Raw genomic sequence first — 13,582 nt, 5'->3', positions numbered from 1 at the left:
GACGCCCCCCCATGACCACGGGCAGTTCGCAGACCACGGAGAGTTCGCAGCCCGGCGCGGAGCCGGGTATCAACACCTACCTGGGCGAGGAGGGCGCGCTGCGCGCCGGACGCCTCGGCACGGCGGGGCTGCTGCTCTCCGTGCTCGCCGCGACCGGGCCGCTGCTCGTCGTCGCGGGCGTCATGCCGACGACGTTCGCCGTCATGGGCGTCGTCGGCCAGCCACTGCTCTTCCTGATCCTGGGCGCCGTGCTCGCCCTGTTCAGCGTCGGCTACGCGGAGATGAGCCGGCACGTGCACAACGCCGGTGCCTTCTACGCCTACATATCCCGCGGCCTCGGCCCGACCGCCGGCGCCGCCGCGGCCCTGGTCGCGCTCGTCGCGTACAGCCTGATGCAGGTCGGCATCTACGGTCTGTTCGGCTTCGAGGTCTCCGGGCTCGCCGAGCGGTACCTGTCCCTCGACATCGCCTGGTGGGTGCCCGCGCTGCTCGCGCTCGTCGCCGTCGCCGTGCTCGGCCTGCTCAAGATCGACGTGAACGCCAAGGTGCTCGGTGTGCTGCTGCTCATCGAGGTCGCCGTCGTGGTCGTCTTCGACATCGCCGCCGTCGCCGACCCCGGCGCCCAGGGCCTGTCCCCGCACGCCTTCGACCCCGGCACGCTCTCCGGCGTGGGCCTGGGCACCGCGCTGTGCTTCTGCGTCGCCGGGTTCATCGGGTTCGAGCAGGCGCCGGTGTACGCGGAGGAGACCAGCAGGCCGCACATCCTCGTTCCGCGTGTCATGTTCCTGGCGGTCGGTGGGGTCGCCGTCTTCTTCGCGCTCAGCTCGTGGGCGATCACCGTCGCCGCCGGGCCGTCCCACGTCGTCGGCGCCGCGCGGAAGCAGTCCGCGGGGCTGCTGTTCGGACTGACCCAGGACCGGCTCGGCTCGACCTTCACCGACGTCGTCCACGTCCTGTTCGTCACCGGCATGTTCGCGGCGCTGCTCAGCTTCCACAACGTGGTGGCGCGCTACGCCTTCGCGATGGGCCGCGAAGGGCTGCTGCCGCGTGCCTTCGGCCGCACCAGCGAGTCCAGCGGCGCGCCCGGCACCGGCTCGGTCCTCCAGTCGGTGATCTCGCTCGCCGTGGTCGCCGTCTTCGCGTTCACCGACGACGGCCCGCACGGCGATCCGACCGCCCCGGTCCTGCACCTGTTCACGTGGGGCGGCAACATCGGCGCGCTCGGCGTCATCCTGCTGATGGCCACCGCGTGCCTGGCCGTCATCGTCTTCTTCGTCAAGCGGGGTGCCGCCGCCGCGCAGGCGTGGCGGCTCGTCGCCTCGGGCGTCGCGGGCCTGGCGCTGCTCGTCATCGCCGGGTACACGGTCAAGGACGTCGACGTACTCGTCGGCTCGGGCCCCGACTCCGCGCTCAACTGGATACTGCCCGGCATCATCGCCCTCGCCGCGGTCGCCGGAGTGGTCCACAGCCTCGTCCTGCGCTCCCGCGACCCCGAGGCGCACGCCCGGATCGGGCTCGGCAACGAGGCGTTCCAGCTGGAGAAGCGGGCGGGCTGACAGCGGGCCCGGGGTGCGGCCAGCGGGCCTGGGGCGCGGCCGAAGATGACGAAACGCTGACGGAACCCGGCCCGCCCTGGCCCCCGCCCCGCCCACGTGCTCGAATCGAGGCGTGACAGACAGCGAAACCGGTGCCCCGGTCGGGCGCCGCGTCGTCCTCGGCATGCTGGGCGCGGGAGCGCTCACCGTGGCCGCGGCCCCGCACCTCCAGAGCGTCGTGGACGCCGTCGTCGGCGGCGCCGCGGACAAGGACCCCACCGGCCTGACCGGACTGCTTCCGGGCAGCGGCGGATTCCGGTTCTACTCCGTCGCCGCGTCCGTGCCGCACCGCTCGGCGGCCGACTACCGGCTCAGCGTCGACGGCCTGGTCGACCGCCCCGCCACGTACACGCTGGCGCGACTGCGGGCGCTGCCCAGGACCCGGGTGGTCCGCGACGTCCAGTGCGTCACGGGCTGGCGGGTGCCGGACACGCCCTTCGAAGGCGTACGGCTCTCCCACCTCCTGGACGCCGCGGGCGTGCGCCCCGGCGCCAAGGCCGTCCGCCTGACCTGCTTCGACGGCACGTACACGGAGAGCCTCACGCTCGACCAGGCGCGCCGCCCCGACGTCCTCGTGGCGCTGCGGATGCGGGACAAGGACATCGGCCACGCGCACGGCGGCCCGGTCCGCCTCTACGTGGCGCCCATGTACTTCTACAAGTCGGCCAAATGGCTCTCGGGCATCACGGTCACCGACCGCGTGCGCCCCGGCTACTGGGAGGAGCGCGGCTATGACGTCGACGCCTGGGTCGGCCGCTCCAACGGGCGAGACGATGCACCCACCAGCTGACACCGCCACGCCACTGCCCGCACGTGTGCGGCGGTTCACCCGCTCCGAACGCTGGGTGCACCGTGCCACCGCGACCCTCATGGGCGTCTGCGTCGTCACGGCGGCCTGCCTGTACCTGCCGCGGCTCGCGGAGCTCGTCGGGCGCCGCGAACTCGTCGTCACGGTCCACGAGTGGGCGGGGCTCCTGCTGCCCGCGCCCTTCCTGCTCGGTCTCGCCTCCCGTGCCTTCCGCCGCGACCTGCGCCGCCTCAACCGCTTCGCGCCCTACGACAAGGTGTGGCTGCGGGCCGTGGTGCGGCGGCGGCCGGGGCGGCCCGCGGGCAAGTTCAACGCGGGGCAGAAACTGTGGGCGGCGTGGCTGGCCGGCGCCGTGCTGGTGATGCTCGGCACCGGGCTGCTCATGTGGTTCACGCACCTGGCGCCCGTGGCCTGGCGCACCGGCTCCACCTTCGTGCACGACTGGCTGGCGCTCGCGCTCGGTGTGGTGATCGCCGGACACGTCGGCATGGCGGTCGGCGACCCGGAGGCGCGACGCGGCATGCGGACCGGATTCGTACGCCGTGACTGGGCGGAGCGTGAACACGGGGAGTGGCTCGACGCGCCGTGAGACGAGGAAGCCGGGGCACACCGTGCGGCGGTGTGCCCCGGACTTCGTCCTCTGTGCGGTGTGGTCCTCTGTGCGTGCGCCGGTTCAGTTCGCCGGTTCAGCTCACCGGTGACAGCCCCTAGATCACCAGGGACAGCAGCAGCACCAGTGCGCCCGCGACCACGGAGACGATCGTCTCCATGATCGACCAGGTCTTGAAGGTCTGGCCGACACTGAGCCCGAAGTACTCCTTGACCAGCCAGAAACCGGCGTCGTTCACATGGCTGAGGAAGAGCGAGCCCGCGCCGATGGCCAGGACGAGCAGGGCCGTGTGCGTGTCGCTCATGTTCGCCGCGAGCGGCGCCACGAGACCGGCCGTCGAGACGGTCGCGACCGTCGCCGAACCCGTGGCCAGGCGCAGCACCACCGCGATCAGCCAGGCGAGCAGCAGCGTCGGGATCGACCAGTCCTTCGAGATGTCCATGACCATCTGGCCGACGCCGGTGTCGATGAGCGTCTGCTTGAAACCGCCGCCCGCGCCGACGATCAGAAGGATGCCCGCGATCGGGGCGAGCGACTTCTCCGTGGTGGACTGCAGCCGCCCCTTGGTGAACCCGGCCGCCCGGCCGAGCGTGAACATCCCGAGGACGACGGCCGCCAGCAGCGCGATCAGCGGTGCGCCGATGACGTCGAAGACACGCTGGACCGTGTCGTCCGGGTTGTCCACGACGATGTCGACCAGCGCCTTGGACAGCATCATCACGACCGGCAGCAGGATCGTGGCGAGGGAGGCGCCGAAGCTGGGCCGCTTCTCGAGCTCCTCGGAGGCGCGCACCGGGAGCATCCCGTCGGGCGCGGGGACGTCGACCCACTTGGCGGCGTACTTCGAGAAGACCGGACCCGCGATGATCACGGTGGGGACGGCGATGACGATGCCGAGCGCCAGCGTGATGCCGAGGTTGGCGTGGACCGCGTCGATCGCGATGAGCGGGCCGGGGTGCGGCGGGATCAGGCCGTGCATGACCGACAGGCCCGCGAGAGCCGGGATGCCGATCCGCATCAGGGAGTAGTTGCCGCGCTTGGCGACCATGAGGACGACCGGGATCAGCAGCACGATGCCGACCTCGAAGAAGAGCGGCAGGCCGATCACGGACGCGATCAGGACCATCGCCCACGGCATCGCCCTGCCGCCGGACCTCCCGGCCTTGGCGAGGATCGTGTCGACGATCTCGTCCGCGCCGCCGGAGTCGGCGAGCAGCTTGCCGAGGATGGCGCCGAGCGCGATGAGCACGCCCACGCCGCCGACGGTGGCGCCGAGCCCGCTGGTGAAGCTGGTGATCACCTTGTCGAGCGGTGCCGCGGCGATGGCGCCGAGCGCGAGTGAGCCGATGGTCAGCGACAGGAACGCGTGGACCTTGAACTTCGTGATGAGCAGGACGATGACGGCGATGCCGGCGAGCACGGCGATCCCGAGCTGGGCGTGGCCCGCGGACGTGATCGGCTCGGTGGCGTCCGCTGCCAGTATCTCGACGCTGAGTCTGGTCACGGTGGTTTCCCTTGTACGAGGAGGGACGGGGGACGGGGTACGAGGTACGGGGACTGCGGTGACGGGTGCGGGGGGTGCGGTGACGCGTTACGCGGGTGCGCCCTTGGCGTCGAGCGCGGACAGGGCCGCCACGGCCCGCTCCGCGATCTCCTCCGGGGAACCCGCCACATCGACGTCGACACCGGCCTCGTCCGCGGTGAGCGGCTGAAGCGTGGCGAACTGCGAGTCGAGGAGTGCGGTCGGCATGAAGTGGCCCTGCCGCCGGGACATCCGCTCCTCGATGAGCGCGCGGTCGCCGGTGAGGTGGACGAAGACGACTCCGGGGGCCTCGGCCCTCAGGCGGTCGCGGTAGCTGCGCTTGAGGGCCGAGCACGAGACCACCCCGCCGAGCCCGGCCCGGCCGTGCGCCCAGCGGCCGATGGCGTCGAGCCAGGGCCACCGGTCGTCGTCGGTGAGGGCCGTACCGGCCGTCATCTTGGCGATGTTGGCCTCGGGGTGGAAGTCGTCGCCCTCGGCGTACGGAACGCCGAGCCGGTCGGCGAGCAGGGGACCGATCGTGGTCTTGCCGGTCCCTGCCACGCCCATCACCACGACGACGTGGGTGGTGCTCATCGTTGTGCTGCCTCGCTGTCTTGTCTTCGTCGACATCGCTGTGCGACGACACTGAAGCTCAATACGTCAGACGATTTCAAGACCCTGTGACGTAAAAGTCATACTTATTGGCGGCGAGTGGCGCCGCGTACGCTGTACGTCATGACCACACAGGACCGGGGGCTGCACGCCCGTGTACTCGACAGCCTCGGTCCCGCGATCACCGCGGGGGAGTACACCGCGGGCAGTGTCCTGCGCACCGACGAGCTGGCCCAGCGGTTCGAGGTGTCACGGTCGGTGATGCGCGAGGCGGTCCGGGTCCTGGAGTCCATGCGTCTGGTGGAGTCCCGGCGCCGCGTCGGCGTGACGGTGCGTCCTGCCGCCGAGTGGAACGTCTACGACCCGCAGGTCATCCGCTGGCGCCTCGCTGGCGCCGACCGGCCGCGCCAGCTGCGCTCCCTGACGGTGCTTCGGTCGGCGGTCGAGCCGGTCGCGGCGGGTCTGGCCGCGCGCCACGCGACGCCCGAGCAGTGCGCCGAACTGACGGAGTGCGCGCTCGGCATGGTGGCCACCTCGCGCGGCCACCAGTTGGAGGCGTACCTGGTCCACGACATCCGGTTCCACCGGGTCGTCCTCAACGCCTCGGGCAACGAGATGTTCGCCCACCTCGGCGACCTGGTGGCCGAGGTCCTCTCGGGCCGCACCCACCATCAGGTGATGTTCGAGGACCCCGACCCGGCTGCCGTCTCGCTGCACGTCCAGGTCGCCGAGGCGGTCAGGGAGCGCGACGCCGAGCGCGCGGAGGCGGTCACGCGCGAGATCGCGGTCGGCGCGCTTCAGGAGCTGGACATCCTCGCGCCTTGAACAGCCTTACGCCGACGGACGGTTGTACGGCGGCGGGCGGTCATTCGATGAAGTCGCCGTCCACGTACACCCACGCCCCGCCGACCCGCGCGAACCGGCTGCGCTCGTGCAGCGAGCCCGCCCGGCCGCCGTCCCGGTAGCAGGCGCGGAACGTCACGGTTCCCTGCTGGTGGAACGAGGTGCCCTCGGTCGTCTCCAGGACCTCCAGGCCGGTCCAGGCCGGCGCCGCGTCGAAGTCGATGCCCGGCGGACGGGTGTCCGGGTGCCAGGTGCGCAGCAGGTATCCGGCGTCCCGGCGGACGAACGCCGTGTACCGCGAGCGCATGAGCGCCTCGGCCGTCGGGGCGGCGGCCCCCGCGTGGTAGCGGTCGCAGCACTTCTCGTACGGGCTCGGCAGACCGCAGGGACAGGTGGAGGCGGCGGCGGGGGCGGTGCGTGGCATGGCCCGACCTTACAAGCCGGGCCTACACCTGCTCCGCCCGGAACCCGGCGGGCGTCACCCCCGCGTGCTGCTGGAAGTACTTGGAGAAGTTGGCCGAGTCCGCGAAGCCGACCGCCGCGCCGATCCGGCCGACCGGCAGATCCGTGTGGGCGAGCAGCCGCTTGGCCTCCAGGACCACGCGCCGGTCGATGAACGCCTTCGGGGTCAGGCCGGTCGCGGCGCGCACGGAACGGACCAGCGTGCGGCGCGAGTAGCCGAGCTCGTCGGCGTACGCGCTCACGCTGTGGTTCTCGGTGAACCCCTGCTCGACCGCCGTGCGGAACCGGCTGAACGTCGTGTCCGGCTGCGGCGCGCACGCGTCGGCCGCGGCCTGCGCCGAGATGTGCGCCACCCGCAGCATCAGCGCGGTCAGCGAGTGCCGCAGCACCGACGTGTGCAGGCTCAGCGGCAGCGTCGACGTGTCCAGGTACTCGCGCCCCAGCTGCTCCAACGCGGGGCCGAGCGCCGCGAGCTGGTCCGGGCCCGGGTGCAGCAGCGGCGGCCGGTCGTAGCGGTACATGCCGGTCGCCTCGACCATCGCGCGCGGCAGGAAGCCCGGTTGCATGGTCAGCGCCGTGCCCACGTACGCGTCGTGCGGCGAGAAGCCGTGCACCTGCCCCGGCCGGATCCACAGGATGTCGCCGGGCCGGGCCTCGTACTCGGTGAAGTCGATCATGTGGTGGACCGGGCCCTCGCGGAAGAAGAGCAGAACGTGGAAGTCGATCCGGTGCACGCGCCGCGACAGTCCCACGCCCCCGGCCCAGGGCCCCTCGGTCCCCATCGGCCCGATCTGCATGCCGACGCCGAAGACGCTGGCGCTCGGGTCGAAGGGGTAGGTGCGGATGTGCTCACCGGGTCCCGTGGTGACCTCCGCGGCGGCCCCGGCCGCGGCTCCCCTGGGCGGGGCGGTTCCCAGATGTGCGCTCGTCTGCGCGGGGCGCTGCTCCGTCATGCGATGTCCTCGGTGTCGACTGCGTTCCGTGTCTCATTTTCACCACACGCTGGCACGGAGGCACCTACCCGCAAAAAAGTATGACCTTTAAGTTCGTAGGTAGTTCGACCTGGTCTTTCGGTCCAGGGGCCGGGTGCCTTTCGGCACGGTAGATGCACAACGTTTGCGAAGGAAGCTGTACACATGAGCACGGAGACACCGTTCCAGTGGACCGAACGCGACCAGCGCGCCGTCGACACCGCGCGCCTGCTGGCCGCCGACGCCGTGCAGAAGGTCGGCAACGGCCACCCCGGCACCGCGATGAGCCTCGCCCCGGCCGCGTACACCCTGTTCCAGAAGGTCATGCGGCACGACCCGGCCGACCCGGAGTGGACCGGCCGTGACCGCTTCGTCCTCTCCCCGGGACACACCAGCCTCACCCTCTACACCCAGCTCTTCCTCGCCGGTTACGAGCTGGAGCTCGACGACCTGAAGGCGTTCCGCACCCAGGGCTCCAAGACCCCGGGCCACCCCGAGTACGGCCACACGGCCGGAGTGGAGACCACCACCGGACCGCTCGGCCAGGGCGCCGCCAACGCCGTCGGCATGGCCATGGCAGCCCGCTACGAGCGCGGCCTGTTCGACCCGGAGGCCGCCGCGGGCGAGAGCCCCTTCGACCACACCGTCTGGGCGATCGTCTCCGACGGCGACCTGGAGGAGGGCGTCTGCGCCGAGGCGTCCTCGCTCGCCGGACACCAGAAGCTCGGCAACCTCGTCTTCGTCTACGACGACAACCACATCTCCATCGAGGGCGACACCGAGACCGCCTTCTCCGAGGACGTCCTCGCGCGCTACGAGGGCTACGGCTGGCACGTGCAGCGCATCACGCCCCTCGCCGACGGCGACATCGACGTCAAGGCCCTGTACGAGGCGCTCGTCGCCGCCAAGACCGAGACCGAACGCCCCTCCATCATCGCCATGCGCACCATCATCGCCTGGCCCGCCCCCAACGCCCGCGACACCGAGGCGTCCCACGGTTCCGCGCTCGGCGCCGACGAGATCGCCGCCACCAAGCGGCTCCTCGGCTTCGACCCGGAGCAGAGCTTCGTCGTCGAGGACGAGGTCATCGCCCACACCCGCGCGGCCCTCGACCGCGGCGCCGAGGCACACGCCGCCTGGGACAAGGAACTCGCCGCCTGGCGCACCGCCAACCCGGAGCGCTCCGCCCTCCTCGACCGCGTCGTCGCGGGCCGCCTGCCCGAGGGCTGGGAGCAGGCGCTGCCCGCCTTCGAGACCGGCACCAAGATCGCCACGCGTGCCGCGTCCGGCAAGGTCCTCCAGGCGCTCGGCCCGGTCCTGCCCGAACTGTGGGGCGGCTCCGCCGACCTGGCGGGCTCGAACAACACCACCATCGACAAGACGTCGTCGTTCCTGCCGGCCGGCAACCCGCTTCCGGAGGCCGACCCGTACGGCCGCACCATCCACTTCGGCATCCGCGAGTTCTCGATGGCCGCCGAGATGAACGGCATCGCCCTGCACGGCAACACCCGTGTCTACGGCGGCACGTTCCTCGTCTTCTCCGACTACATGCGCAACGCCGTCCGCATGTCCGCCCTGATGCAGCTCCCCGTCACCTACGTGTGGACGCACGACTCGATCGGCCTGGGCGAGGACGGCCCCACCCACCAGCCCGTCGAACACCTCGCCTCGCTGCGCGCCATCCCCGGCCTCAACATCGTCCGCCCCGCCGACGCCAACGAGACCGCCGCCGCCTGGCGCGAGATCCTGCGCCGCGGCTCCGACAAGCCCGCCCCGCACGGCCTGGCGCTGTCCCGGCAGGGCCTGCCGGTGTTCGAGGCCGACCCCGACGCCGCCAAGGGCGGATACGTCCTCGCCGAGGCGTCGAAGGCGACCCCCGACGTGGTCCTCATCGCCACCGGCTCCGAGGTGCAGCTCGCCGTCGCCGCGCGCGAGCAGCTGGAGGCCGAGGGAATCGGCACCCGCGTGGTGTCCATGCCGTCGGTCGAGTGGTTCGAGGAGCAGACCGAGGAGTACCGCGACTCGGTCCTGCCGCCGTCGGTCAAGGCGCGCGTCGCCGTCGAGGCCGGGATCGCCCTGACCTGGTACCGCTACGTCGGCGACGCGGGGCGCATCGTCTCCCTGGAGCACTTCGGCGCCTCCGCCGACGCCGCCACGCTCTTCGCCGAGTACGGCTTCACCGCCGAGAACGTCGCCGCGCAGGCCAGGCAGTCGCTGGCCGCCACCCGCGCCTGACCACTGCGCGCCCAGCACTCGGTGCGTACACCGCACTCAGTACGCACTCACCACGCATTCGTACGCGAAAGAAGATGAACAACCACATGAGCAACGCCGTCGAACCCCTCACCTCCCTCTCCGGCGAAGGCGTCTCCATCTGGCTGGACGACCTGTCCCGCACCCGCATCGAGTCCGGCAACCTCGCCGAACTGATCGAGACCTCGCACGTCGTGGGCGTCACCACCAACCCGTCGATCTTCCAGGCCGCCATCGGCACGGGCGAGGGTTACGAGGACCAGCTCGCCGACCTGGCCGTGCGCGGCGTCACCGTCGACGAGGCCGTCCGCATGATGACCACGGCCGACGTCCGCGCCGCCGCCGACATCCTGCGCCCCGTGTACGACACCACCGGCGGCCGCGACGGACGCGTCTCCATCGAGGTCGACCCGCGCCTGGCCCACCACACCGAGGCCACCGTCGCCGAGGCCAAGCAGCTCGCCTGGCTCGTCGACCGGCCCAACGTGATGATCAAGATTCCGGCGACGCTCGCGGGCCTTCCCGCCATCACCGAGGTCATCGGCCTGGGCATCTCGGTCAACGTCACGCTCATCTTCTCCCTCGACCGCTACAAGGCCGTCATGGACGCCTACCTGGCCGGTCTGGAGAAGGCCCACGAGCGCGGCATCGACCTGGCCACCATCCACTCCGTCGCCTCGTTCTTCGTCTCCCGCGTCGACTCCGAGATCGACAAGCGCCTCACCGCCGTCGGCACCGACGCGGCCCTCGCCCTCAAGGGCAAGGCGGCCCTCGCCAACGCCCGCCTCGCCTACGAGGCGTACGAGCGGACCTTCGCCACCGAGCGGGCCACCCGCCTGGAGGCCGCCGGAGCCAACAAGCAGCGCCCGCTGTGGGCCTCGACCGGCGTCAAGGACCCCGCGTACAAGGACACCCTGTACGTCGACGAGCTCGTCGCCCCCGGCACCGTCAACACCATGCCGCAGGCGACCCTCGACGCCACCGCCGACCACGGCGAGATCACCGGCGACACCGTCACCGGCGGCTACGAGCAGGCCCGCGCGGACCTCAAGGCCGTCGACGCGCTCGGCATCTCCTACGACGAGGTCGTCCAGCAGCTTGAGGACGAGGGCGTCGCCAAGTTCGAGATCGCCTGGAACGACCTGCTCGCCACCGTCACGGCCCGCCTCCAGGGAGCTGAAGCCAAGTGAGCCCCCTCGCGTCACCCGACTGGCACAACCCGCTCAGGGACACCCGCGACCGCCGCCTGCCGCGCGTCGCGGGCCCCTCCGGACTCGTCATCTTCGGCGTCACCGGCGACCTGTCCCGCAAGAAGCTCATGCCGGCCGTCTACGACCTCGCCAACCGCGGCCTGCTCCCGCCGGGCTTCTCACTGCTCGGCTTCGCCCGACGCGAATGGGAGGACCAGGACTTCGCCCAGGTCGTCCACGACTCGGTCCGCGAACACGCCCGCACCCCCTTCCGAGAGGAGGTCTGGCAGCAGCTCGCCGAGGGCATGCGGTTCATCCCCGGCGACTTCGACGACGACACGGCGTTCGAACAACTGCGCAGCGCCGTCGACGAGCTGGACGAGAAGCGCGGCACCAGCGGCAACTACGCCTTCTACCTGTCCGTACCGCCGAAGTTCTTCCCCAAGGTCGTCCAGCAGCTCAAGAAGCACGGCCTCGCCGACGCCCCTCCGAGCAAGGGGGGTAGCCCGGAGGGCTTCGGTCAGGGTGGTGGCGGGAGACGGGCGGGATCGTGGCGGCGCGCCGTCATCGAGAAGCCGTTCGGCCACGACACCGCCTCCGCGCGCCGCCTCAACGCGATCGTGCACGACGTGTTCGCGCCCGAGCAGGTCTTCCGCATCGACCACTACCTCGGCAAGGAGACCGTCCAGAACATCCTGGCGCTCCGCTTCGCCAACCAGATGTACGAGCCCATCTGGAACCGCAGTTACGTCGACCACGTGCAGATCACCATGGCCGAGGACATCGGCATCGGCGGCCGCGCCGGCTACTACGACGGGATCGGCGCCGCCCGCGACGTCATCCAGAACCACCTGCTCCAGCTGATGGCCCTGACGGCCATGGAGGAGCCCGCGTCCTTCGACGCCGACTCGCTCGTCACCGAGAAGCTCAAGGTCCTGAAGTCCGTACAACTTCCCGCGGACTTGGCGAAGTCCACCGTGCGTGCGCAGTACGCCGAGGGCTGGCAGGGCGGCGAACAGGTCAAGGGCTACCTCCAGGAAGACGGCATCGACCCCCAGTCGAAGACCGACACCTACGCGGCCGTGAAGCTGGAGATCGACAACCGACGCTGGGCCGGAGTCCCCTTCTACCTGCGCACCGGCAAGCGGCTCGGCCGACGCGTCACCGAGATCGCGGTCGTCTTCCAGCGCGCCCCGCACTCCCCGTTCGACTCCACCGCGACCGAGGAACTCGGCCAGAACGCCGTCGTCATCCGTGTCCAGCCCGACGAGGGCATGACCGTACGCTTCGGATCGAAGGTCCCGGGTACGTCGATGGAGATCCGCGACGTCACCATGGACTTCGCGTACGGCGAGTCGTTCACGGAGTCCAGCCCCGAGGCGTACGAGCGGCTCATCCTGGACGTGCTCCTGGGCGACGCCAACCTCTTCCCGCGCACGGAGGAGGTGGAGGAGTCCTGGCGCATCCTCGACCCGATCGAGGAGCACTGGGACGCTTCCGGAAGGCCCGCCCGGTACGCGTCCGGCAGCTGGGGCCCGAAGGAAGCGGACGAGATGCTCGCACGAGACGGACGGAGCTGGCGCAGGCCATGAGGATCGACCTGACCGACACCACGGCAAGCAAGATCAACAAGGCGCTCGTGCAAGGGCGCCGGGCCATCGGGACGCCCGCCGTGGGCATGGTCCTGACGATGGTCATCGTCACCGACGAGGAGAACGCCTACGACGCGACCAAGGCCGCCCAGGAAGCCTCCCGCGAGCACCCCTCGCGCACCCTCGTCGTCATCAAGCGCACCGCGCGCTCCCCGCGCGACCGCCAGGGCAACCGCCTCGACGCCGACGTCCGCCTCGGCTCCGAGGCCGGCACCGGCGAGACCGTGGTGCTGCGCCTGTACGGCGACGTGAGCCGGCACGCCGACTCCGTCGTCCTCCCGCTGCTGCTGCCCGACGCCCCGGTCGTCGTGTGGTGGCCCGTCGACGCCCCCGACGAACCCGCCAAGGACCCGCTCGGCGCCCTCGCCGCCCGCCGCATCACCGACGCCTACGCCGTCGAGGACCCGCTCGCCGCGCTCGCGCTGCGCGCCGCGTCCTACGCGCCCGGCGACACCGACCTCGCCTGGACCCGCCTGACCCCCTGGCGCTCCATGCTGGCCGCCGCGCTCGACCAGGCCCGCGCCCGGATCGTCTCCGCCGCCGTGGAGTCCGAGGCCGAGAACCCCAGCGCCGAGCTGCTCGCACGCTGGCTCGGCGCCCGGCTCGGAGTCGCGGTCGAACGGGTCACCACCGACGGCCCGGTCGTCACCGCGGTCCGCCTCGGCACACCGAACGGCGAGATCCGCATCGACCGCCCCGACGGCCCCCTCGCCACCCTCACCCTGCCCGGCCAGCCCGAGCGCACCCTCGCCCTGAAGGTCCGCTCCACCGCCGAGCTGATCGCCGAAGAGCTCCGCCGCCTCGACGCCGACGAGATGTACGCCGTCGCGCTGCACGGGGACGCCTCCGGCGCTCGGGCTCAGGCCCAGGCCAGGACCCAGGCCACCAAGGAGTCTGTTCAACATGCCTGACACCACACCCCTGTTGACGCGCCGCCCCCAGTGGACCGCCCTGGAGGACCACCGCGCCACGTTCAACGGCACCCACCTGCGCGAGCTGTTCGCCGGCGACCCCGGGCGTGCCGGGCGCTACACGGTCCAGGTCGGTGACCTGTACATCGATTA

At 71.3% G+C, this 13,582-nt stretch carries 12 protein-coding genes; 8 read left to right on the top strand and 4 right to left on the bottom strand.

Features of this window, described 5'->3' with window-relative positions; genetic code table 11:
- Positions 1-11 precede the first annotated feature (11 nt).
- From OFY01_RS29455 to OFY01_RS29445, 3 genes are all read left to right on the top strand, one after another.
- Positions 12-1,556: an APC family permease gene (locus OFY01_RS29455; RefSeq protein ID WP_266605059.1), complete on the top strand. Its 1,545-nt coding sequence runs from the start codon at positions 12-14 to the stop codon at positions 1,554-1,556.
- A gap of 163 nt (positions 1,557-1,719) precedes the next feature.
- On the top strand, positions 1,720-2,385 hold the full coding sequence (locus OFY01_RS29450) for a molybdopterin-dependent oxidoreductase (RefSeq protein ID WP_266605087.1): 666 nt from the start codon (positions 1,720-1,722) through the stop codon (positions 2,383-2,385).
- A complete protein-coding gene (locus OFY01_RS29445; protein ID WP_266605058.1) occupies positions 2,369-2,992 on the top strand; it encodes a cytochrome b/b6 domain-containing protein in 624 nt (207 codons plus the stop codon). Before OFY01_RS29450 ends, OFY01_RS29445 begins: the two co-directional genes overlap by 17 nt.
- Positions 2,993-3,110: 118 nt before the next feature.
- Here the strand turns inward: OFY01_RS29445 and OFY01_RS29440 are convergent, their stop codons facing one another.
- Together OFY01_RS29440 and OFY01_RS29435 are read right to left on the bottom strand one after the other, a co-directional pair.
- Entirely contained in the window at positions 3,111-4,517 is a 1,407-nt protein-coding gene (locus tag OFY01_RS29440) for a GntT/GntP/DsdX family permease (protein ID WP_266605056.1), read from the bottom strand.
- Between the two features lie 87 nt (positions 4,518-4,604).
- Positions 4,605-5,129, bottom strand: a complete 525-nt coding sequence (locus OFY01_RS29435) for a gluconokinase (RefSeq protein WP_266605054.1) — start codon at positions 5,127-5,129, stop codon at positions 4,605-4,607.
- A gap of 141 nt (positions 5,130-5,270) precedes the next feature.
- Between OFY01_RS29435 and OFY01_RS29430 the strand changes: the two genes are divergently transcribed.
- Entirely contained in the window at positions 5,271-5,972 is a 702-nt protein-coding gene (locus OFY01_RS29430) for a FadR/GntR family transcriptional regulator (RefSeq protein WP_266605052.1), read from the top strand.
- A 40-nt stretch (positions 5,973-6,012) separates the two neighbouring features.
- Here the strand turns inward: OFY01_RS29430 and OFY01_RS29425 are convergent, their stop codons facing one another.
- Positions 6,013-6,414, bottom strand: coding sequence for a YchJ family protein (locus OFY01_RS29425; RefSeq protein ID WP_266605050.1), 402 nt, complete (start codon positions 6,412-6,414; stop codon positions 6,013-6,015).
- A gap of 22 nt (positions 6,415-6,436) precedes the next feature.
- Positions 6,437-7,405 carry a helix-turn-helix domain-containing protein gene (locus OFY01_RS29420; protein WP_266605048.1) on the bottom strand — a complete coding sequence of 323 codons (969 nt, stop codon included), beginning with the start codon at positions 7,403-7,405 and terminating at the stop codon, positions 6,437-6,439.
- 183 nt (positions 7,406-7,588) lie between these two features.
- On the opposite strand from OFY01_RS29420, the gene tkt reads away from it, so the two are divergent.
- From tkt to opcA, 4 genes are all read left to right on the top strand, one after another.
- Positions 7,589-9,658: a transketolase gene (tkt, locus tag OFY01_RS29415; RefSeq protein WP_266605046.1), complete on the top strand. Its 2,070-nt coding sequence runs from the start codon at positions 7,589-7,591 to the stop codon at positions 9,656-9,658.
- A gap of 74 nt (positions 9,659-9,732) precedes the next feature.
- On the top strand, positions 9,733-10,866 hold the full coding sequence (tal, locus tag OFY01_RS29410; RefSeq protein ID WP_266605044.1) for a transaldolase: 1,134 nt from the start codon (positions 9,733-9,735) through the stop codon (positions 10,864-10,866).
- Positions 10,863-12,458, top strand: coding sequence for a glucose-6-phosphate dehydrogenase (zwf, locus tag OFY01_RS29405; RefSeq protein WP_266605042.1), 1,596 nt, complete (start codon positions 10,863-10,865; stop codon positions 12,456-12,458). Before tal ends, zwf begins: the two co-directional genes overlap by 4 nt.
- Positions 12,455-13,429, top strand: a complete 975-nt coding sequence (gene opcA / locus OFY01_RS29400; RefSeq protein ID WP_266605040.1) for a glucose-6-phosphate dehydrogenase assembly protein OpcA — start codon at positions 12,455-12,457, stop codon at positions 13,427-13,429. The genes zwf and opcA overlap by 4 nt, the downstream gene beginning before the upstream one ends.
- Positions 13,430-13,582 lie beyond the last annotated feature (153 nt).

It is taken from the genome of Streptomyces beihaiensis, from assembly GCF_026274175.1.
Lineage (GTDB): Bacteria > Actinomycetota > Actinomycetes > Streptomycetales > Streptomycetaceae > Streptomyces > Streptomyces beihaiensis.
Note: the sequence above shows the minus strand (reverse complement) of the source record. Positions and strands in the feature narration are given on the sequence as shown.

What these genes read in the sequence shown, in the direction of transcription:
- OFY01_RS29455 (WP_266605059.1), top strand. Translation starts at nt 12, where the DNA reads ATGACCACGGGCAGTTCGCAGACCACGGAGAGTTCGCAGCCCGGCGCG.
- OFY01_RS29450 (WP_266605087.1), top strand. Translation starts at nt 1,720, where the DNA reads ATGCTGGGCGCGGGAGCGCTCACCGTGGCCGCGGCCCCGCACCTCCAG.
- OFY01_RS29445 (WP_266605058.1), top strand. Translation starts at nt 2,369, where the DNA reads ATGCACCCACCAGCTGACACCGCCACGCCACTGCCCGCACGTGTGCGG.
- OFY01_RS29435 (WP_266605054.1), bottom strand. Translation starts at nt 5,129, where the DNA reads ATGAGCACCACCCACGTCGTCGTGGTGATGGGCGTGGCAGGGACCGGC.
- OFY01_RS29430 (WP_266605052.1), top strand. Translation starts at nt 5,271, where the DNA reads ATGACCACACAGGACCGGGGGCTGCACGCCCGTGTACTCGACAGCCTC.
- OFY01_RS29425 (WP_266605050.1), bottom strand. Translation starts at nt 6,414, where the DNA reads ATGCCACGCACCGCCCCCGCCGCCGCCTCCACCTGTCCCTGCGGTCTG.
- OFY01_RS29420 (WP_266605048.1), bottom strand. Translation starts at nt 7,405, where the DNA reads ATGACGGAGCAGCGCCCCGCGCAGACGAGCGCACATCTGGGAACCGCC.
- tkt (WP_266605046.1), top strand. Translation starts at nt 7,589, where the DNA reads ATGAGCACGGAGACACCGTTCCAGTGGACCGAACGCGACCAGCGCGCC.
- tal (WP_266605044.1), top strand. Translation starts at nt 9,733, where the DNA reads ATGAACAACCACATGAGCAACGCCGTCGAACCCCTCACCTCCCTCTCC.
- opcA (WP_266605040.1), top strand. Translation starts at nt 12,455, where the DNA reads ATGAGGATCGACCTGACCGACACCACGGCAAGCAAGATCAACAAGGCG.